At 59.4% G+C, this 20,243-nt stretch carries 14 protein-coding genes; 4 read left to right on the plus strand and 10 right to left on the minus strand.

The annotated features are described in order from the left end of the window. Positions 1-172: 172 nt before the first annotated feature. From leuA to xseA, 3 genes are all read right to left on the minus strand, one after another. The gene (gene leuA / locus ACZZ0K_RS02680) at positions 173-1,852 is read right to left on the minus strand and encodes a 2-isopropylmalate synthase (RefSeq protein WP_016773339.1); all 1,680 of its coding nucleotides are present in this window, start codon (positions 1,850-1,852) and stop codon (positions 173-175) included. Between the two features lie 463 nt (positions 1,853-2,315). Next, positions 2,316-3,137, minus strand: a complete 822-nt coding sequence (locus ACZZ0K_RS02685; RefSeq protein WP_076564044.1) for a peptidoglycan DD-metalloendopeptidase family protein — start codon at positions 3,135-3,137, stop codon at positions 2,316-2,318. Positions 3,138-3,140: 3 nt separating this feature from the next. Then, positions 3,141-4,520, minus strand: a complete 1,380-nt coding sequence (xseA, locus tag ACZZ0K_RS02690) for an exodeoxyribonuclease VII large subunit (protein WP_252882629.1) — start codon at positions 4,518-4,520, stop codon at positions 3,141-3,143. A 219-nt stretch (positions 4,521-4,739) separates the two neighbouring features. On the opposite strand from xseA, the gene ACZZ0K_RS02695 reads away from it, so the two are divergent. From ACZZ0K_RS02695 to guaA, 4 genes are all read left to right on the plus strand, one after another. Further along, positions 4,740-5,507: a sulfite exporter TauE/SafE family protein gene (locus ACZZ0K_RS02695; RefSeq protein ID WP_056790143.1), complete on the plus strand. Its 768-nt coding sequence runs from the start codon at positions 4,740-4,742 to the stop codon at positions 5,505-5,507. Between the two features lie 163 nt (positions 5,508-5,670). Next, on the plus strand, positions 5,671-6,219 hold the full coding sequence (locus tag ACZZ0K_RS02700) for a sugar ABC transporter ATPase (RefSeq protein ID WP_041479923.1): 549 nt from the start codon (positions 5,671-5,673) through the stop codon (positions 6,217-6,219). 105 nt (positions 6,220-6,324) lie between these two features. After that, positions 6,325-7,794, plus strand: coding sequence for an IMP dehydrogenase (gene guaB / locus ACZZ0K_RS02705; RefSeq protein ID WP_016773343.1), 1,470 nt, complete (start codon positions 6,325-6,327; stop codon positions 7,792-7,794). An 80-nt stretch (positions 7,795-7,874) separates the two neighbouring features. After that, positions 7,875-9,452, plus strand: a complete 1,578-nt coding sequence (gene guaA, locus ACZZ0K_RS02710) for a glutamine-hydrolyzing GMP synthase (protein WP_016773344.1) — start codon at positions 7,875-7,877, stop codon at positions 9,450-9,452. Positions 9,453-9,525: 73 nt separating this feature from the next. Here the strand turns inward: guaA and ACZZ0K_RS02715 are convergent, their stop codons facing one another. The 7 genes from ACZZ0K_RS02715 to treR all read right to left on the minus strand — a co-directional run bounded on the left by ACZZ0K_RS02715 (position 9,526) and on the right by treR (position 20,182). Beyond that, positions 9,526-10,083 carry a protein NO VEIN domain-containing protein gene (locus tag ACZZ0K_RS02715; RefSeq protein WP_463558956.1) on the minus strand — a complete coding sequence of 186 codons (558 nt, stop codon included), beginning with the start codon at positions 10,081-10,083 and terminating at the stop codon, positions 9,526-9,528. A 62-nt stretch (positions 10,084-10,145) separates the two neighbouring features. After that, entirely contained in the window at positions 10,146-10,529 is a 384-nt protein-coding gene (locus ACZZ0K_RS02720) for a hypothetical protein (RefSeq protein WP_463558957.1), read from the minus strand. A gap of 97 nt (positions 10,530-10,626) precedes the next feature. After that, positions 10,627-11,721 carry a coiled-coil domain-containing protein gene (locus ACZZ0K_RS02725; RefSeq protein WP_258707154.1) on the minus strand — a complete coding sequence of 365 codons (1,095 nt, stop codon included), beginning with the start codon at positions 11,719-11,721 and terminating at the stop codon, positions 10,627-10,629. Positions 11,722-11,724: 3 nt separating this feature from the next. Beyond that, a complete protein-coding gene (locus ACZZ0K_RS02730; RefSeq protein ID WP_258707153.1) occupies positions 11,725-13,386 on the minus strand; it encodes a hypothetical protein in 1,662 nt (553 codons plus the stop codon). 552 nt (positions 13,387-13,938) lie between these two features. After that, entirely contained in the window at positions 13,939-17,067 is a 3,129-nt protein-coding gene (locus ACZZ0K_RS02735) for a membrane-targeted effector domain-containing toxin (protein WP_258707152.1), read from the minus strand. Between the two features lie 116 nt (positions 17,068-17,183). Next, entirely contained in the window at positions 17,184-19,394 is a 2,211-nt protein-coding gene (locus tag ACZZ0K_RS02740; protein WP_252886068.1) for a TerD family protein, read from the minus strand. Positions 19,395-19,477: 83 nt separating this feature from the next. Continuing rightward, positions 19,478-20,182: a trehalose operon repressor gene (gene treR / locus ACZZ0K_RS02745; protein WP_056790138.1), complete on the minus strand. Its 705-nt coding sequence runs from the start codon at positions 20,180-20,182 to the stop codon at positions 19,478-19,480. Positions 20,183-20,243: the final 61 nt, after the last annotated feature.

Raw genomic sequence — 20,243 nt, forward strand, 5'->3', positions numbered from 1 at the left:
CCCAGCGCCTGTCAGGACGCCTTCGCGAGCAGGCTCGCTCCCACAGGGAAATGCATTCCAAATGTGGGAGCGAGCCTGCTCGCGAAGGGGCCATAAAAGTCAGCCAGAAACCTGTAGGCAAAAAAAGGCCCCGGAGCTCACACTCCGGGGCCTTCGCATTTCAGTGGTCGGATTACGCCGCTTTCGCCTCTGGCTGGCTCAGCGAGCGGTTCAGCGCGCTGAACAGTGCCTTGAAACTCGCCGTGGTGATGTTTTCATCGATACCCACGCCGTGCACCGCACGTTCACCGTTCACCCGCAATTCGATATAGGCCGCCGCTTTGGCATTGGTGCCTGCGCCGATCGCGTGTTCGTTGTAGTCCATGATTTCCACCGGAATCGGCAGGCCGGCGACCAGCGCTTCCAGCGCGCCGTTGCCCTTGCCGCGCCAGTGCAGGTTGGTTTCGCCCTGACCTTTGCTGGCCACTTCCACTTCGACGGCGCTGTTGCCGTTTTCTTCCTGCAGACGATGGCTGACGAGCGCATACGGAGTGTTGGCCTGCAGGTATTCGCTGATCAACAGCGAGTGAATCTGCTTGGCCGTCATCTCCAGGCCCAGGCGATCGGTCTCACGCTGCACGACCTGGCTGAATTCGATCTGCATGCGCCGTGGCAGGCTGATGCCGTATTCCTGCTCCAGCAGGTAAGCGATGCCGCCCTTGCCCGACTGGCTGTTGACGCGGATCACCGCCTCGTAGCTGCGACCGATGTCGGCCGGGTCGATCGGCAGGTACGGCACCTCCCACAGGGTGTCCGGTTTCTGCTGGGCGAAGCCCTTGCGGATTGCGTCCTGGTGCGAGCCGGAGAACGCGGTGTGCACCAGGTCGCCAACGTACGGATGACGCGGGTGGACCTGGATCTGGTTGCACTCTTCGACGACCTTGCGCACGCCGTCGATGTCGGAGAAGTCCAGCTCAGGGTCGACGCCCTGGGTGTACATGTTCAGCGCGACGGTTACGAGGTCGACGTTGCCGGTGCGCTCGCCGTTGCCGAACAGGCAGCCTTCGACGCGATCGGCGCCGGCCATCAGGCCCAGCTCGGTGGCCGCGACGCCGGTGCCCCGGTCGTTGTGGGTGTGCAGGCTGATGATCACGCTGTCACGACGGTTGATGTTGCGACCAAACCATTCGATCTGGTCGGCGTAGACGTTCGGCGTCGCGCATTCAACCGTGGCCGGCAGGTTGAGGATCATCTTGTGCTCAGGCGTCGGGTTCCACACCTCGATCACGGCGTCGCAGACTTCCTTGGCGAATTCCAGCTCGGTAGCGCTGAAGGTTTCCGGCGAGTATTCGAAGGTCCACTCGGTTTCCGGCTGCATGGCTGCGTATTTGACGAACAGCTTGGCAGCGTTGACGGCGATGGCCTTGATACCGTCCTTGTCCTGGTTGAAGACGATGCGACGGAAAGAAGGCGAAGTGGCGTTGTACAGGTGAACGATGGCTTTCTTCGCCCCGCGCAGGGATTCGAAGGTGCGCTCAATCAGGTCTTCACGGCCCTGGGTCAGTACCTGAATGGTGGTGTCGTCCGGGATGTGGCCTTCTTCGATCAGCGTGCGCACGAAGTCGAAGTCGGTTTGCGACGCGGCCGGGAACGACGCTTCGATCTCCTTCACGCCCACCTGCACCAGGGTTTTCCAGAAGCGCAGCTTCTTCGCCGCGTCCATTGGCTCGATCAGCGACTGGTTGCCGTCACGCAGGTCGGAGCTGCACCAGATCGGCGCGGCGTCGATGGTCTTCGACGGCCATGTGCGATCCGGCAGGTTGATGACGGGAAACGCGCGGTATTTCGAAGACGGGTCTTTGAGCATGCTCATCGGGAAATTCCTTGTTGTCTGGGCCGAAAAGAGGCGGCCTGCCGGTTGAACGAATGTTCTTGGAAAAGCGTGGGACGAGGCGCAGCGATTCAGCCTGGCAGTCGTGCGCTGACGAGGCACAGGCTGCGGTGCTGGCGAAGCTGAATGAGGGTGTGAGAGGTTTTCATGGCTTCAACCCTAACCGCGAGGGGAAAGGATGGCAAGCAGTCGAAAAAAATTGAGAGGAATACCCGAAAAGCGGGATTTTGCAGGAATTTATTGCGCCTAAGGCCGTGGAAGTTATTGATGTTTGCGTAAGGCTAGATTGGGGCGCAATTGAGTTTTTTGAGAATCATTGAGTATGGCGGTGTTTTATAGGCCGCCTTCGCGAGCAGGCTCGCTCCCACAGGGGATCTTTGTTGTGAATAAGATCCAGTGTGGGAGCGAGCCTGCTCGCGAAAAGGCCGGTCGCCTCAACCCATATTCAAGGTTGGAAGGCACCAATGAAAATCGCCGGATCCACCCGCGCGTCATTCAGGCTGACGTTCCAGTGCATATGCGGCCCGGTCGCGCGGCCGGTCGCGCCGACCTTGCCCACCACCGCGCCACGGGCCAGTTGCTGGCCGTTCTTCACGTCGATCTTCGACATGTGGCAGAACATGCTGATAAAGCCCTGGCCGTGGTCAACGAACACCGTGTTGCCGTTGAAGAAGTAATTGCCGATCAGAATCACCTTGCCCGCCGCCGGGGTCTTGATCGGCGTGCCCGCTGGCACTGCGAAATCGAGGCCGGCGTGAGGATTGCGCTCTTCGCCGTTGAAGAAACGACGCACACCGAACTTGCTCGACAGCGGCCCGTTGACCGGTTTGTCCAGCAGCAGATTGCTCGGCGTGTTCGGGCTGAAACTGCGGTAAGCCGCGATCTGTTCCGCCAGTTCGCTTTCAATGCGCTTGAGGTTGTCGGCGTTCGGATTGACCTGCTGTTTGTTCTTCAGGGTGATGTGCTGTTCCGGGTATTTCTTGCTGCCCACGGTAAACGGCAGGTTACGCCCGCCACTGCTGATCTGCTGCGCGCCAGGCTTGACCGTCAGCGGCACGCCGACGATCGCCAGCCAGTTGTTCTGCTCTTTGACCACCAGCACCGGTTTGCCTTGATAGGTGGCTTTCGGCGCCTGCGCGGCGGTGCCCAGATCCACCACGGCGACGCCGCCCGGCACCGGTTTGTTCAGCAGCCGAGTGATGTAACTGTCGGCGTGGGCGTTGAAGGTCAGGCAGAGCAACAGCAGCGGAGCGAGAAAACGCGGCATGGATCAGTCCAGTAAAGAGAGGGTGACGGGCGTCAGGTGATTGTCCTCGACGCGCACTTGCAGTTCGCCTTCGCCGAGCTTGGCTTTCAGGCGCTGGCCGGTGTGGGTCTGCGCAGCGTTGCGGATCGCGTGGCCACGCTCGTCGAGCAGGATGCTGTAACCGCGACCGAGGGTCGCCAATGGGCTGACCACGTGCAGGGTCTGCATCTGACTGTGCAATAGCTGACGACGCTGTTTCAGAGCATCGCGCATGGCTCGGGGCAAACGTTCGGCGAGGCTGTCGAGGCGCTGGCGAAGCATCGCCAGTTGGCGTCCCGGATGTTGCCCGGCGAGGCGGGTTTCCAGACGGATCAGGCGTTCGCGGCGGGTATTGAGATGGCGTTCGAAGGCCCGGCGCATGCGCATGTCCAGATCATCCAGACGCTGAGCCTGCTGGCGCAGACGTTCGCCGGGATGGCGCAGCCGTCGGGCCATGCCTTCCAGACGCAGGCGATCACGCATCAAGCGGTCACGCATGCGCATCACCAGACGCCGGTGCAGGCTCTCGACCTGACGGATCAGATGGCTGGAATCCGGAGCGAGCAGTTCGGCGGCGGCCGAGGGCGTGGGGGCGCGGACGTCGGCGACAAAATCGCTGATCGAAACATCGGTTTCATGGCCGACGGCGCTGACGATCGGTGTGACACAGGCATCGACCGCGCGCGCCACCGCTTCCTCGTTGAAGCACCAGAGGTCTTCCAGCGAGCCGCCGCCACGGGCGAGGATCAGCGCGTCAAAGCCACGGGCATCGGCCATTTTCAGCGCGCGAACGATTTGCGCGGTGGCCTCGCGGCCCTGCACAGCGGTTGGAATCAGGGTCAGTTGCACTTGCGGCGCACGGCGGCGGAATACGCTGATGATGTCGCGAATCACCGCGCCGGTCGGCGAACTGATGATGCCGATGCGCTGCGGATGCGCGGGCAGCGGCACTTTGCGTTCGGCACTGAACAGGCCTTCGGCGCTGAGCTTTTCCTTCAGCGCATCGAAGGCCAGACGCAGCGCGCCGTCACCGGCCGGCTCCACGGTGTCGAGGATCAGCTGATAGTCGCCACGGCCTTCGAACAGCGAAACCTTGCCGCGCACCTTGACCGCCAGACCATCCTTCAACGCCTGACGTACGCGCGCGGCGTTCTGCCGGAACAGCGCGCAACGCACCTGCGCGCCGCTGTCCTTGAGGGTGAAATAGACGTGGCCGGACGCCGGGCGCGCGAGGTTGGAGATTTCGCCTTCGACCCAGATGTTGCTGAACACGTCTTCAAGCAACACCCGCGCACGGCCGTTGAGCTGGCTGACGGTCAGGACTTCACGGTCCAGGCCAAGTCTTGCAAAGGGATCTTTAATCATGGGGCGCAGTTTAAAGGCATTTGCCCGCCAATCACCATGACGCCGCACAAAACCCTGTGGGAGCGAGCCTGCTCGCGAAAGCATTGTGTCAGCGGACAACAACGGGAATGACACTCCGCCTTCGCGAGCAGGCTCGCTCCCACATGGGATCAATTTGATATCTGGTCGTGCTGCCCACTACTGGCTACAGTCAGCGCGGTCTTATAAAGGATGCGGACGATGAGCATGATGGAGCTGTTGGGGGCGTGGTCGTGGGGCGCTGGCGGTTGGGCGGTCATCGGGCTGGCCATTGCCCTGGCCTACATCGTCTTCGGCATCGCCGGTTTCGGCACTGCGCTGGTCGCGGGGCCGATGCTGATTCTGTTCATGCCGCTATCGAAAATCGTGCCGCTGCTGGTGCTGCTGGATTTCGTCGCGGCGTTCGGCAATCTGCTGCCCTCGCGGCGCGACGTCGCCAAGCCGGAATTGCTCAGGCTGCTGCCGTGCATGGCAATCGGCTGCACGCTGGGGGTGATCTTCCTGCTGAATCTGAAATCCGATCTGTTGCTGCTGTTGATGGGGCTGTTTATCAGCGCCTATGCGGTTTACAGCCTGTGGGTCAAAGCGCGGCCCGCGCAGTTGTCAGCGGCGTGGGCGGTGCCGATGGGCACGGTGGGTGGGTTGTTCGGCGCGTTGTTTGGCAGTGGCGGCTTTCTTTACGCGATCTATCTGAACAGCCGCCTGCCCAAGGAAGCGGCGCGGGCCACGCAAAGTGCGTTGATCAGTTGCAGCACCGTGGTGCGCTTGAGTCTGTTTGTCATCGCCGGTGTGTATGCCGAGCTACCCTTGTTGATGCTGGCGCTGTGTCTGTTGCCGGCCATGGCGCTGGGCTTGTGGATCGGCCGGCGGCTGACCATGAGGTTGTCCCGTGAGGCGTTTGTGCGGCTGGTGACTTGGCTGGTGCTGGCCAGCGGGATCGCGTTGATGGTGCGCTATTTCAGCACTTGACCGGATTTCTTCAGGGATTAAGCTGCCGGCCGCAGTTCCTTGTGGGAGCGAGCCTGCTCGCGAATGCGGTGGGTCAGCAACAAAAATGCAGCCTGACACTGCGCTTTCGCGAGCAGGCACGCTCCCACATTGGAAATCTTAAATACTGGCAGCAGGCTCCACCATGAACTCGCAAAGCATTATCGTCCCGAAAATCTCCACCCTGCCGGTGCACGAGCCCCGGGCGCGGGCGATCGTGCGCTGGCTGGTGCGCAAGAATATCATCGAAGAACAATTGACCACCTGCGGCCGCACCGGCAACCGTATGGCCCACGCCATCGCTGATGGTGCTCGCGCCGTGGTGCTGCACCCGCAAGCGCTGCCGTTCGGCGAGCCCGTCAATGGCCTGGAGATCGTCACCAAACGCTGCATCTACACCCCGGCCAAGGGCTTTCTCGAAGAGGCCGGTTGCGCCGAGTGCCGTCGCGAAGTGGGCGAGGCGCTGTTCGAGAGTCTTGAAGACTGGTTTCCAGGCCGCACCGACAATTTCACCTGCCCGGAATGCGGACATGAGGACGACATCAACGGCTTCCTGTTTCTGCAGGAATGCGCGTTTTCCAACCTCGGCTTCATTTTCAACAATTGGCTGGAGGCGGGGTTCAAGCAGAGCTTTATCGACGAGTTCGCCGATTGGCTCGATCAACCTGTCTCTTGGGTCAAGGTGGAGCTGTAGGGCCGGGCTTTTCCATCTATCAATTAGGCTGAGTTTTACATTGAACAGCAGGGGGTGTCTGACTATAATGGCGCGCTTCCATTTTCCCGCTCGGGAGCCCCCGCGATGCTGCGTATCAGCCAAGAAGCTCTGACATTCGACGACATTCTCCTAGTGCCCGGTTATTCCGAGGTACTTCCCAACGAAGTCAGTCTCAAGACCCGTCTTACCCGTGGCATCGAACTGAATATTCCTCTGGTTTCTGCCGCCATGGACACCGTTACTGAAGCCCGTCTGGCAATCGCCATGGCTCAGGAAGGTGGCATCGGCATTATCCACAAGAACATGACCATCGAGCAGCAAGCTGCCGAAGTGCGCAAGGTCAAGAAGTTCGAAGCCGGTGTGGTCAAGGATCCAATCACCATCGAGGCCGATGCCACGGTGCGTGATCTGTTCGAACTGACCCGTCTGCACAATATCTCCGGCGTTCCGGTCCTGCACGATGGCGACCTGGTCGGCATCGTCACCTCCCGCGACGTACGTTTCGAAAACCGTCTGGAAGCCACTGTCCGCGAAGTGATGACGCCTAAAGAGCGTCTGGTCACGGTCAAGGAAGGCGCCGACAAGAACGACGTACGCGAACTGCTGCACAAGCACCGCATCGAGCGCGTGCTGATCGTTGACGACAAATTCGCCCTCAAAGGCATGATGACCGTCAACGACATCGAAAAAGCCAAGGCCTACCCGCTGGCCAGCAAGGACGATCAAGGTCGTCTGCGCGTTGGCGCTGCGGTCGGCACCGGTAAAGACACCGGTGATCGCGTGACTGCACTGGTCAACGCCGGCGTGGACGTGGTGGTGGTCGACACCGCACACGGTCACTCCAAAGGCGTGATCGACCGCGTACGCTGGGTCAAAGAGAACTTCCCTGAAGTGCAGGTGATCGGCGGCAACATCGCCACCGGCGCTGCTGCCAAGGCGCTGGCCGAAGCGGGCGCCGACGCAGTCAAGGTCGGTATCGGCCCTGGCTCGATCTGCACCACCCGTATCGTCGCCGGTGTCGGCGTACCGCAAATCAGTGCCATCGCCAACGTCGCCGCTGCCCTTGAAGGCACTGGCGTACCGTTGATCGCCGACGGCGGTATCCGTTTCTCCGGTGACCTGTCCAAGGCCATCGTCGCCGGTGCGTCCTGCGTGATGATGGGCTCGATGTTCGCCGGTACCGAAGAGGCCCCGGGCGAGATCGAACTGTTCCAGGGCCGTTCGTACAAGGCTTATCGCGGCATGGGTTCGCTGGGCGCCATGTCCCAGGCCCAGGGCTCGTCCGACCGTTACTTCCAGGACTCCTCGGCAGGTGCCGAGAAACTGGTCCCGGAAGGCATCGAAGGCCGTGTGCCGTACAAAGGCACCCTGAGCGCGATCATTCACCAGTTGATGGGCGGTCTGCGTTCCTCGATGGGTTACACCGGCAGCGCCAACATCGAAGAAATGCGTACCAAGCCCGAGTTCGTGCGGATCACCGGTGCCGGCATGGCCGAGTCCCACGTTCACGACGTGCAGATCACCAAGGAAGCGCCAAACTACCGCGTAGGTTGAGGCTTCCAGCAAAACGTTAAATCACCGGGGCTGTTCATTCAGCCCCGAGTTGTTTCTGATTCACTACATGAGAATGAGTCATGGCCCTCGACATTCACGCTCACCGCATTCTGATCCTCGACTTCGGTTCGCAATACACCCAGCTGATTGCCCGCCGCGTGCGCGAGATCGGCGTGTACTGCGAACTGCACCCGTTCGACATGGACGAAGATGCGATCCGCGAATTCGCCCCTAAAGGCGTCATCCTCGCCGGCGGCCCCGAGTCCGTGCACGAAGCCAACAGCCCGCGCTGCCCGCAGGCGGTGTTCGACCTCGGCGTTCCGGTGTTCGGCATCTGCTACGGCATGCAGACCATGGCCGAGCAACTGGGCGGCAAGGTTGAAGGTTCCGAACTGCGTGAGTTCGGTTACGCCCGCGTTGACGTGGTCGGCAAGAGCCGCCTGCTCGACGGCATCGAAGACCACATCGACGCCGACGGCCTGTTCGGCCTCGACGTGTGGATGAGCCACGGTGACAAAGTCACCAAGATGCCGGAAGACTTCCACATCCTCGCCAGCACCCCGAGCTGCCCGATCGCCGGTATGTTCAACGACGACCGCGCCTACTACGGCGTGCAGTTCCACCCGGAAGTGACCCACACCAAGCAGGGCGGGCGCATCCTCTCGCGCTTCGTCCTCGACATCTGCGGTTGTGAAGCCCTGTGGACGCCGTCGAAGATCGCTGAAGACGCCATCGCCAACATCCGCGCTCAGGTCGGCACCGACAACGTGCTGCTGGGTCTGTCCGGCGGCGTTGACTCCTCGGTGGTTGCCGCGCTGCTGCACAAAGCCATCGGCGATCAGCTGACCTGCGTCTTCGTCGACAACGGCTTGCTGCGTCTGCACGAAGGCGAGCAAGTGATGGCCATGTTCGCCGAGAACATGGGCGTCAAGGTGATCCGCGCCAACGCTGAGGAGCAGTTCCTCAACAACCTGGCCGGCGAAGCCGACCCGGAAAAGAAGCGCAAGATCATCGGCCGTACCTTCATCGACGTGTTCGATGCCGAATCCTGCAAGCTGGACAACATCAAGTACCTGGCTCAGGGCACCATCTACCCGGACGTGATCGAGTCGGCTGGCGCGAAAAGCGGCAAGGCCCACGTGATCAAGTCGCACCACAACGTGGGCGGCCTGCCGGAAGAGATGAACCTGAAACTGGTCGAGCCACTGCGCGAACTGTTCAAGGACGAAGTCCGTCGTCTGGGTCTGGAATTGGGCCTGCCGTACGACATGGTCTACCGTCACCCGTTCCCGGGCCCGGGCCTGGGCGTGCGCATCCTTGGTGAAGTGAAGAAGGAATACGCCGACCTGCTGCGTCGCGCCGACCACATCTTCATCGAAGAACTGCGCAAGGCCGATTGGTACCACAAGGTCAGCCAGGCGTTCGTGGTCTTCCAACCAGTGAAATCGGTTGGCGTGGTTGGCGATGGCCGTCGTTACGCCTGGGTCGTTGCCCTGCGTGCCGTAGAAACCATCGACTTCATGACCGCACGTTGGGCGCACCTGCCTTACGAACTGCTGGAAACTGTCAGCGGCCGCATCATCAATGAAATCGAAGGCATTTCGCGCGTCACTTACGACGTGTCGAGCAAGCCGCCGGCGACAATTGAGTGGGAATGATCCCTCCTCGTAATAAACAAACGCCCGCGTGACAGCGGGCTTTTGTTTTTTGTCGCGGTACAGGGGTTAAACATTAAGGTTCGGGTTTTGGCGCGAATGTCCCGATGTAAACATAAGGCTCAAGATTAAACGCCTCTTTTAGCTGGCGAGGATTGTACTCGATGACCTGCGGCGTATCAGATAGCGCTGACGTCACCATGGCTAACCTCCAGTCTGGGTTGAGCATTAATCCTGCGTTGTGTTCGTTACGGGTGAGGAAAAAGCGCGGTGTCGTGCCGGCCGTACCCTTAACTTCGACATGTAGCTCTGACTCTTTGCGCTTGAAGAGAAAGTCATATCCGCAGGGAAGGTGTGTTGTACGCTGGTAGCCGTAACCTTGTGCTGTGTAATACGCTATCACGGCGTCCTCAGCGGCAAGCTCAACGGCTTTACGATGTTCAGGGCTGCCAAATCCCCGAAGAGGGTCGGCCTGATCTAGTTCTGGGTCAAAAACGGTGTGTTCGTTGGGGTTGTGTACTGCGACTAGGGCCAAGCGCGTCATTAAGCTCTCGAGCCGAGCCTGCACTCTTTCTTTGTTCTCGGTCTTCGTAACGTTTGGGCCGTCCAGAAAAGAGTACTTCCCTTGTTTCACGGATGGATCCGAGAACGGCAGAACTCGCTCCTCGGGCGGGATGAAGTAAGCGGAATCGCTGGTTATGCAATATGACCAGTCGTAAGCAGGATGGGGGAAATTTGCTGTCGCTGGTCGGTGTTGTTCGGGCGGACAATCCACTCACCATGAAGAGTCGCATTTTCGTACCAGCCGACCACGTGTATACCTGGGGTTGCCGGATTTTTGGCCAGACATACAACCGTCCATCCTTCCGGGTCGTCATGATAAGGCGCGTAGTTGCCTCCTTGAGGGGGAACATAACAGTAGTAAGTCCCATCGACATCTGGCATAAAGTTGTACGCTTCATGGCCTCGTCCTTCGTTTTCCGTGCCTCTATTCTGATTTAGCCAGGCAAAGTTACCGGCGATGTCGCCACCTCGATAATATTCTGACCACCCGAATTTGACCCACAATACCTTATTCATGTAATGCCTTTCCTTTGGGCAGGTTTTTGCATTTTCGCAATCGAGGCAAACTGGTGGAGTGACGATCAGGCCTGAGTCGCTGATCCGAACAAGCTGCTCATGACGCTGGTGTTTGAGATTCGTGGATTTCGACCGGGGCCAAAACAGGCTTTGACGTGTTCCAGAAGGTGAACCCGGCGAGGGCACCGGCGCATACCAATGCCAAGCCGCACAGTCCGGCCATGAGACGACGCTGCTCCCGGCGCAAGCGTGTTTCGCCGCTCTTCTGTTCGTTGCGCAGGGCATGTACCTCGGCTTGACGCTCGGCCCGCTCCTGCTGCCGTTCGCTGCGTTCGTTAAGTAGCGCTTGGCTCTGTTCGGCCAGCACTTCGCGCAGTTCCGAGAGCTGGCGCTCAAGGTCGCGGTGATTTTCGTCCCGCAGCTGCGCTTGAAAGGCTAAGTCGGCATCAAGCCGTTCGGTCTGGCTGGCGGCTTCACGGCGTTGTTCGTCGAGTACGGCGAGCAGACCTCGCTCTACAGCCGTGAGACGTTGTTCCAGGGTTGAGTCGACCGCCTGCTGCAACTTCGTGAGGCGCTGCTCCAAAGTGCTCGCCTGCTCATCTAGGACTTCCCGGAGCAACTGCTGCTGTTCTTCCAGAACCCCCTGCATCTGCTGCATGCGATTGTCAAAGTCCGCCAGCAGACGATCCCGGGTTTCCATCACTTCTTTGGCGATGCTTATCAGCATCTCGCCGTGTTCGTCGGTCAGTCCTTGGACTTTCAACAGGTCTGTGACGTATTGGCGCAAGCCAGCGGCCTGGTGCTTGATCACGGCCTGGTGCTGTTCGAGGCGCGTGTTCTGTCGTGCCAGTTCCTCGGCCTTGGCATCCAAGGTCTTCTGCTGGTCGGCCAGTTGCCCCTGCTGTTCGGTCAGTTGCTGCGCCTGCAGCGAGCTGATCACCATCAACTGGGCGAGAGTTTTGGAGAATTCCGCCTGCACTTGCTGGGCGTCGAGCTGGGCGTTCTTCAGTTCGCCACGATGAAAAAGCCGGCCTAGGAAGTTACGCTGCTCGTGTTCGTCGCGCACCCTCTTGAAATCGTCTAGACGTTTGAAGGTGCTGTGGAATTTCTCGTACACCTCGGCGATGTCGATACGGGCGAGCAGGTCGTCGCTTGGGACGGTGCTGGCGAGTTGGGCAATGACCTTGGACATCCCTTATGTTTCCTTCCTGAACTGCTGAAGCATCGAACCGAGGCGTTCGTTGAACTGTTTTTTGCTATCGATGGCCTGGGATAGGGCGACGATAGTCGAAGCCTGTTCTTCCATGGTGCCTTGCGCGTGCTGCACCGAGGCTTGGGAGGCCTCGGTTGCCTGGTCGAAGCGCTCGGCGATACGCTGATTGAGCTGGGCCATCATCCGGTAGCGCGCCGACAGCCGGAATTGCAGCTCTACCTGTTCGATCATGCGCTCGCCCAGTTCGGCTGTGGCTTGCAGGGTATCGATCTGCGCGTTGATGAAGTCGGTTCCCTTATCCAGCATCCAATCGATCAGCGAGTCGATCGCGTACATCAGCAGGGCGTTGGCGAGGCCGGTCATAAGGCCGGTGAGCACCGGGGCAATCATGCCGGCCAGCGGTGCGAGCACCGGGATGCCAATGATGAACGTGTTCATCGATTGCTCCAGGAGCATACCGGCACCGAGGGTGAGCAGGCCGGCCAGGCTCTTGCTGACGGCGCGCATGACGTCAGCGCCGGACATCTCCTTGGGCGGCCAAAGCAGCAGCTTAAGTGCCTTGAACAGCTCCTGCATGCCTTCGCGGATGATCGTCACGACCTTGGCCGAAGTGGTAATGAGGTTGTTGATTAGGAAGGTCAGCAGGTTGCTCACAAGGCCTTGCAGGCCGCCTTCGAAGAAGGCCTCGAAGGCGGCCTTGAACTTGCTCTGAACGCGCTTGAGCACACGCTCAACTGCTGCCATCACACGGTCGAGCAGGGGCTGCTGATCGTCACGCTGGCTGACCACCTTGTGCACTTCGACGAAGCTGCCGTTGACCACCTCGAACAACAGCACTCCCACTGCCCTGCGGAGGCCTGTCTTGCCGAATTCCTTCGCGCCTGTAATGCCCAACTCCTTGCCGTGATAGAGCAAGCGGTCTTTGGTATCGGGCTGATGCTGGTCGATGGCGGCGCGGGCCTTGTCGATCAGCGGCTTGGTAATGGATTCGTCATAACCGTTTTCGGCAGAAAGCGCGGTCTCTGCGGCGGTATCACTCTTTTCTCGGTTATTTTCAAAGGTGGTGAAATGCAGGTTGTCTTTTTCCGAGGCCAGCGCCTTGCGTTGCTCCGGAGTAAGCATCCAGCCGCCTTCCTTGTGTGCTTGCTTCAGGGGTATGGTGTGATCCAGCTCTGCGTTCATCACCAGCTTGCCATTTGACTTGGCCGTGCGCTTGGTCGGTGCATTTTCATTGGTGTAGGTGTCGATGAAGGTTTGCGAATTCATCGTGCCGTCCTTCACCGCATCCTTCATCTTCTGCTTTTTCGCGGCAGCGTAATCGTAGTCGGCTTCCCGGTCATAATGCTCGGATGCCTTGGCGTAGATATCCTGGTTAGCATTGTGCTGGGTGGTGACGTTGCCACCATCGATGTCCGAGAACATCGCCGGGGTCAATCCGAAGGGGCCGACCACTTGTTGCAGGGCTTCTTCGCGGCAGCGGTCGAGCAACTCCTGGAGGCGCTTGTCTTTCAGTGTCTCCCGTTCGGACCGAGCGCCAGCGGGCATCTGTAGCTGCCGCTGGTCGGCATCGATCACGGAGCTGAGCAGGGCATCGAGATTAGCCGTGAGCAGTGGATCGACTTGCAGGGTCGGTTGGGAGGTCATGCAACAGTCCTTGTCGAAAGAAGCCTTCGCAGCGGGCAAGGCGAAAGATACTATTAGGCCACTATTGGTTGTTCAGGCACAAGCCGCATCCCTCAGGGCTTCCAGATCACTGGATGTCAGAAGCACCCCAAATGTGTACCGCAGGCGGACACTGCTTGGTAACTATCAGCCCAGTACGGATATGGGTAGGCTCGGGTTATCGGCCATTCTTGATTGGATTGCCCCTCGATGCTCACGTCAGGACGCAAGAGGCACTACGTGTGGTTGAGGTTTCGCAAAGCGAAGGGCGGCCTGTGAAGGTTAGGCGAGTCAGTCAAGGGAGTTACTTCCGAATGCCGCGGCATAATCCGCGACAGATAATGAATGATGCGCTGAGATATCAAATGGTATTTTTTATGGTCCTGTACTAATTGCATCGCCAGATGCGCCGTTTTTCCTGACGTTTACCTGCTTATTAATAATAGAGTGGGAATGATCCTGCTGCGGTTCGAATAACGAAAAACCCTCGGCCTCGAGCCAAGGGTTTTTTCGTTTCAGGACCCTGAAAACAGGTCAGGCGGGTAAACGACTTTGCAGGGTCATGCCGAGCTCGATCAGGCGCTCGGCTACTGCGGCGATGTCGCGGAAGACCATGCCGGTGATGCGGCGCATCGACTGGTCCCAGATATAAAACCGGCCATCTGCGGTGCAATGCACCCTTGTTTGCACGATGTTGCTGGCGCTGTTGCGCCGCACGAGTGTGTATGTGCTTGGTTCTGTTTTCCGTATCACGAACATGCCATTGCGAGGCAGAAGCTTTTCCAGCGTTGCATCATTCCATGGCGGCACGGGGGCCTTGACCTGCAATCGCAGGTCAGCGAACAGAGGGTCGAAGGCGCTGTTTGTCGTCGCCCCGTTGTAAAACGGGCCGCGAGCGACTTCCACTCCCGGGTCGATCCTGAGGTCGGCCACCTCGTCGGGCCAGACTTCTTCGATGCGCAAACCGATGCCGCCCCGAAGTTCGCTTATGCCTGCCAGATCTCTGAAGGTATTGGTATTCGTGGCATCGACCAGAGCCACCCACTTGCCGGGTCTGTTGAGCAGCTTGTCACGCTCCATGATCTGCGTTGCGAGGCGCGCCTTGATCATCTGCTCTTCGATCGACGTGAGCGGGACTTTCAGCGTGCAGGTTTCTGCTGCATCCAGTCCATGAACCCGGACGCCATTGGCTTGGGCAGCCCGGATCAATTCGAGCATGTTGAACCGGTTCTCAGGGTCAGTGCCCAGGCTGGACAAATAGGTACTGAGGTCTTCTGACATGTCCCCCGACAGGTAGAAATGGTTGAGGTCATCCTGGGCGAAATCACTCAGCAATCCACGCACGTAGAGGGTTTTGATATGCCGCGCGAACGTTGGCATGTTCTCGATCATGAAGCGCGTGCTGGCGATGCGATCGAGGGTTTCACCGACGGCCAGTCCATCGGTATTGGCAAAGATGAGATCAATCAACTCATCGATCTCCATCTGCGGACTGACGGGCGGAATGACCGGGCGCTGGGGCAGGTTGATCCATTTCAACTCCCGATAGAATGCTTCGGCGTCGTTCAGCAGAGCCGTGCGTTGTTCTCCGAAATGGGCCACGTAGCGGTCGGTCGCCAGCAGATAGCGGCGCCCGGCGCTTGTGGTCTCGGCGGAGGCGTTGGGCAAGTTCATTGCCCATCTTCTCATTCCGGGTATTTCCGTCTCTGAGATACCCTTGAGCTTCGTAACCGGGCGTAGCGGACACGGAACGCCTGGAAGCGGTTCGACGCGTGGCAGGTCCACCGACGGTGTTGCCTCGGTTGAGCTCACATCAGTCTCCGGCAAACATGCCTTGCCCACGCATTGACCGCCTCCGCGCAGCCGCAGCGCTGGCATGCGCTCCCACTTGCCGGCGCTTCCCAGGCGGACCGGCAACGAATAAGCGAACTGATTGGGACGCTCGGGATTGATGATTGCCCAGTTGCCACCGTCGTGCGAGTCGGCGAAGTAGCGCACGTAATAGGCGGCGCCATCCATTTCGATGGCATGACCGGGTTCTTTGTCGAGGCGGTAGATGCCTTCGTATTTCCCCGGCGTCGCCTCTACAGCGTGTTGCGCAAGTAACTCGTTGCATCGATAGCTGGCCGGTACTTGCGCAAAAGTCGAACCTTGCGGCAGAGCAGGCGTAATCAATGGCTCAGTGACATCGACGAATGCCGTTTCGCCAGGGATTTCGTTTGCCAACTCGCTGGCAGTTTCATTGGACGACGTGACGGGCGGGGGATCCAGAGGCGGCAATGACCGCGAGTCAGCCGAAGTAAGTTCGATCAGCCCGCGCATCTCTTCAGCCTCGGCATACTCAACCTGTGGCCCAACTTCCAACTGCGCGCCAGTGCCAATCAGGAACGGAACATTGAATACGGTTTCGATAGCGCTGAGCACCGCACCGATAACCCCGGCTCTACGCTCGGTCGCCGTAATGCCGTTGATCGCCTGATCGATGTTCAGCCCCGTGTTGACGACGCCCGCCCCAATCAACGGCAAAGCTGCAGGCCAGCCCACGGCCGCCATCGGGCCGAACACTTTCAGCCCGGCGCTCAGATAGCCGGTCCAGAGTTTCTTGCGCAGGTCACTGTTGGACGTGAGCACCAGATGCGCCTCGGCAACCATGCCCGTGCGGGTCGACTCGCTTAACCACGTGAAGGCGTCACCGCTGATCGCAACGTTGCTGCGGTTGATCATCCGATGATCGCTGTGGCCCCAGGTGCTCACCAAACGGTTCATCAGATCAGTGAGGTTCTCGGTGATGTGATTGCTGTCAGCCAGCGAGAAGTGCTTGAGAAACAAAGAGCGTTTCTGCTCTGAATTCATCTGCTCAAGCAGCCACCAGTGCAGATCCGCGGCAGTGTCCATCAGCCGAAAGGCCTGGGCCTGTCCCGGCAGGTAAAGGGTCTGCCGGCCACTGTCTTCGACAAGACGCAGCACGTTGGTGGCGACATGACCGTCCAGATCCAGCGTGCGCACCTGCGCGCCGACCGGGTACGTCGATCGGAGCATTTGCAGGGTTACCGGCCAGCTCACGGGGCCGATCAGCGAGGTGACGATGCGTTGAAAGTCATTGCCGTCAACGTCCCCCTGTTGCAGCGCCTGCACCGCCTGACTGAGGAAGTTGCACTTGGCCAGGGCGCGGAAATCGTCCGACGAGGTTTGCCAGAATTTGGTCAATTGACCGCTGTAACGCGTGCTGAAATCAACGGCCCAGAATGCCTTCAGCACATCGCTGCCAAGCAGTCGCACTTCGTTGCTCTGATTGAAATTCTCCGCGCCCGGGCCATCCGAGTAGAAGCCGCAGTAAAGGCCCAGCAAATCTGCGTTGTCTTGGTCGGTGGCGCGAAATCGATGGACGACCAGTTGCGTGAGGGTGAGCGTTTCATAAGGCTTTTCGAGCAAGTGCTCCCAACCGGTAAAGGTCAGCGTGCTGCTTTGCGCCGTTTTGAAACGATGGAAATAAACCTGGTCGGGATCAAGGCCAGATAGGCCCTTGGCGGTCAGCAGTTCGATCGCGACTAGCCGGGCCTCATCCAGCAGGCTTGGGCAGTTCTGCACAATGGTAGTGGCGATGGCTTTGAGGGCGGTTTTGTCCGCTGCGTTTGGCAGCAGACGACGTTCGGGAGCGGTCATTCGGGTGTTCATCCTTGAGACACAAAGGCAGAAGATGGCCCATGCGCTCAAGGGGAGGGTGTTAGCCGGTTATCGCGTGTTGTCCTTTTGAAAGTGAGCCAATGCCTTCGCAGATATCAAAGATATTCAGACCGAATAAGATCCGTATCGAACGGAGTCAGCCCTTGTTCAGGTGCGAATACCCTCTGCGCCTGCTCTGCAGAGGCCACTCGTTCGCCTCGTGCTCGCACGTGTAAATCGAAAAGCGTGTGCAGGTCCGGCCTTGGTGTATGCACCAGGGCGCGCAGCATCAACGAAACTCCGCTGAGGTTGTTGTCGACGTTGTTCCAGCGGGGCGATGAAGTCAGCCCCAGATCGGCCCAGATCATGCGACGTTCCACCAGGTCCATCACGAATGGCAGGCAGATACTCGTGTCGGAGGCGATATCGATGCGGTCGACTACGGTGCGCGGCTCGAACACTTCGCCAGATGCCGTATCGGCGCGGGCCATCCAGCCCGCGAAGCATTCAGGAAGGTCACAATATGGCTGCCAGGTAAATGAGTTGAGGGACGTAACGACATAGCGGACGCCCTTTTTGACGAGAGCATCAAGGTCGAGGTCGATGAACTCGGAAGCGCCATTAGGCGCGTCGACGATGTCGCCGCTGTGGTAACCGCCATAACCTTTGAGGTTGTAATAGGCGACCGCTTCCTTGAAGACGAAGTCGCTGTCGAAGAAGGCGGCGGACAAGTCGATGTCCGTGCGGTCACGACCGTTCTTCCACCACAGGAATAGGCGAATGAATCGCGTATCGGGCATTGGCAAGCGACTGCCGCGTACAAGTGTTCGCAGTGACTTCGCTGCGGCGCGCTGTGCCAATGGCACCCGGTATTCGCGCAATGCCGGATCGACAAAGCAGCGGCCCAGCGGTGGCAGCGACGCGAAACGTGCGATCAGGGCGTTCTCGCAAATCTGTGCGGCACGTGCCAATACCTGCGGTGCGATCGACTCTCGACGATCAGCAGTGCCGAAGACTTTCGCCAGCGCTCCTTTAGGTGTGAACGCTCGCAAGGGCAGGGGGCGCGGGGCATTTACCTGGGCCAGTAATTGCAGCAGCACAGGTGAGGACACTTGCGCCGCGACAGCCGCAAAGGCGTCGAGCACCGCGTCCGGTTCTGTGGCACGCCGTAACATCACGTCCAGACGGCGCGCGAATTCTCCGGGACGATCCTGCAGCACCGACGTAAGCGCGGCGATCTGGCGTTGGGCAAGCATGGTTTCGACACGCGACCCGAACGAGGCCGGCGGATCATTGCGTCGCGCTGCGGTGATGGCCGCAAATGCTCGCGGATACTTCTCAGCGTAATCGCCTGGATGCAGGACTTCGGCCAGACGTTTCCAGCGTTCGGCCTGGCGCATCACATCCTCGGTAGCGTTGGGCATGCGGTCGAGCAGGCGCAACAGCTTGCGACGCATCGAACGTTTCATTTTGCTAAAGCGCGTCAACGCTGTCGCCAGCGACACGTCTCCACCATGCAGTGCGATCGCCACGCGCAGCACGTCCGTCGCCGTTTCGACATTTTGCTCAAGGAAAGCCTCAACCTGTGCATCGTCGCCGATATGCAGGATTAGCGCGCCGCCAACGAGCGCGCGAATCTCGCGAAACGGAACGGTCTCGGGCAGTAGACGGAACACATCGCTTTTGTACGTTCGGATAAACCAGCTGACATCCGCAGCTTCCTCTTCGGACAGCGAGGTGCGCGATGAGACCAGCGGCTCGAGCAATGCCTCGAACTCGCCGACACTTCCCGGTTCGATGACCCAATGGATGAAGTTGCCTTCAAGCATGGCTGGCCGAACCTGTTCGCTGGGTGGCAGGCGCCGAAGTGTGTGGTAGTGAATGACGGCGTTGAGATACAACTCCGCCTCTGTCGCTTCGAGGACTTGATTGGGGAAGTCAGGATAAAACGGTCGGTGATGTACATGAGCACCGCTGCGACGGCGCAGGACTCGAATGACTTCACGCAGCCAGTTCTTGAGTTCTACCGCAGAGAGCATGCCGATTCGCTCGATCAGCGGTTCAGAGAGTACATATCGAAACGCCGCGACTTCTTTGACCGCTGATGCGACCTGCGCGCGCGTGGCTCCGCCAGAGCCGGCAGGGACGTGAAGTTTTGTACGGCGCCGCAGGAACAGCTCCTGATTGATCATGATTTCTTCCTTGGTCGCCGTTTCCAGTGAGCCGATGCTCACCTGTGCAATCGATACGAAAACGCCTGCAATAAGCAGGCGCGGTGTGGAGAGCGGAACCCCTAGTTCATGGAGGATAGAAGGAAGGTGTTCCATAGCCACGGCGGCATACTACCGGAGGTCATCGCGGCTTGTCAGCCAATCACATATTTTGAAATGGGCTCGCCTGTTGGCGAACGTCAGCGCCGCGCCACATCGGAAAAATAGAACTTGTCCAGCGTATGCCGCGATTCGGTGTACTCGAACTGGCGGCCGTCCTGCAGGAAGGTCTGGTTGCTGACCACGATGACATGGCTCTGGCCGTCGAGGTCCAGATGGTGGTGGTCGTCCTTGCTGCACGGCACGGCTTCGATGGTGCGCTGGGCGTAGGCGATCTGCAGTTGCAGGGTCTGTTCGATGTGGGCGTAGATCGAATGTTCGGCGATGTCTGCAGACAGGTCGGGAATCACCTCGCTGACGAAGTGGTTGATGTCGAGGATGACGCGTTTGCCGTCGATGCGCCGCACCCGTTTGATCCGGGTGATCGGGCTGCCGGGCTCGGCATTGATATGTTCAAGCAATGCACCTTCCAGCGGCACCTGACACATCTCGACCACTTCGGTGCTGACGTCGTTGCCCAGTCGCGGGTGGGTCTCCTGGAAACTGACGATGCCGCCGAGCTGGAATTCGATCGGGTTGGTCGACAGCACGAACGCGCCTTTGCCGTGAATCTTCTGAGCGAAACCGCGTTCCTGCAACTGGTCGATGGCCTTGCGTACCGTGCCACGGCTGGCCTGATAGGTGTCCATCAGCTCGGTTTCGGAAGGCAGCCGGGCGCCGCGCTCCAGGCGCTGCGTGGTGATGCTGGCAAGCAAATCGCTGTAGATCTGGTTGTATTTGCTCATGGCTGGACTCTGTGCCGACGGTGCTCAAAACCCCGAACCTTAAGGGCAGGGTAGGGGTTTG

The sequence above is a fragment of the Pseudomonas sp. AC255 genome, from assembly GCF_979258175.1.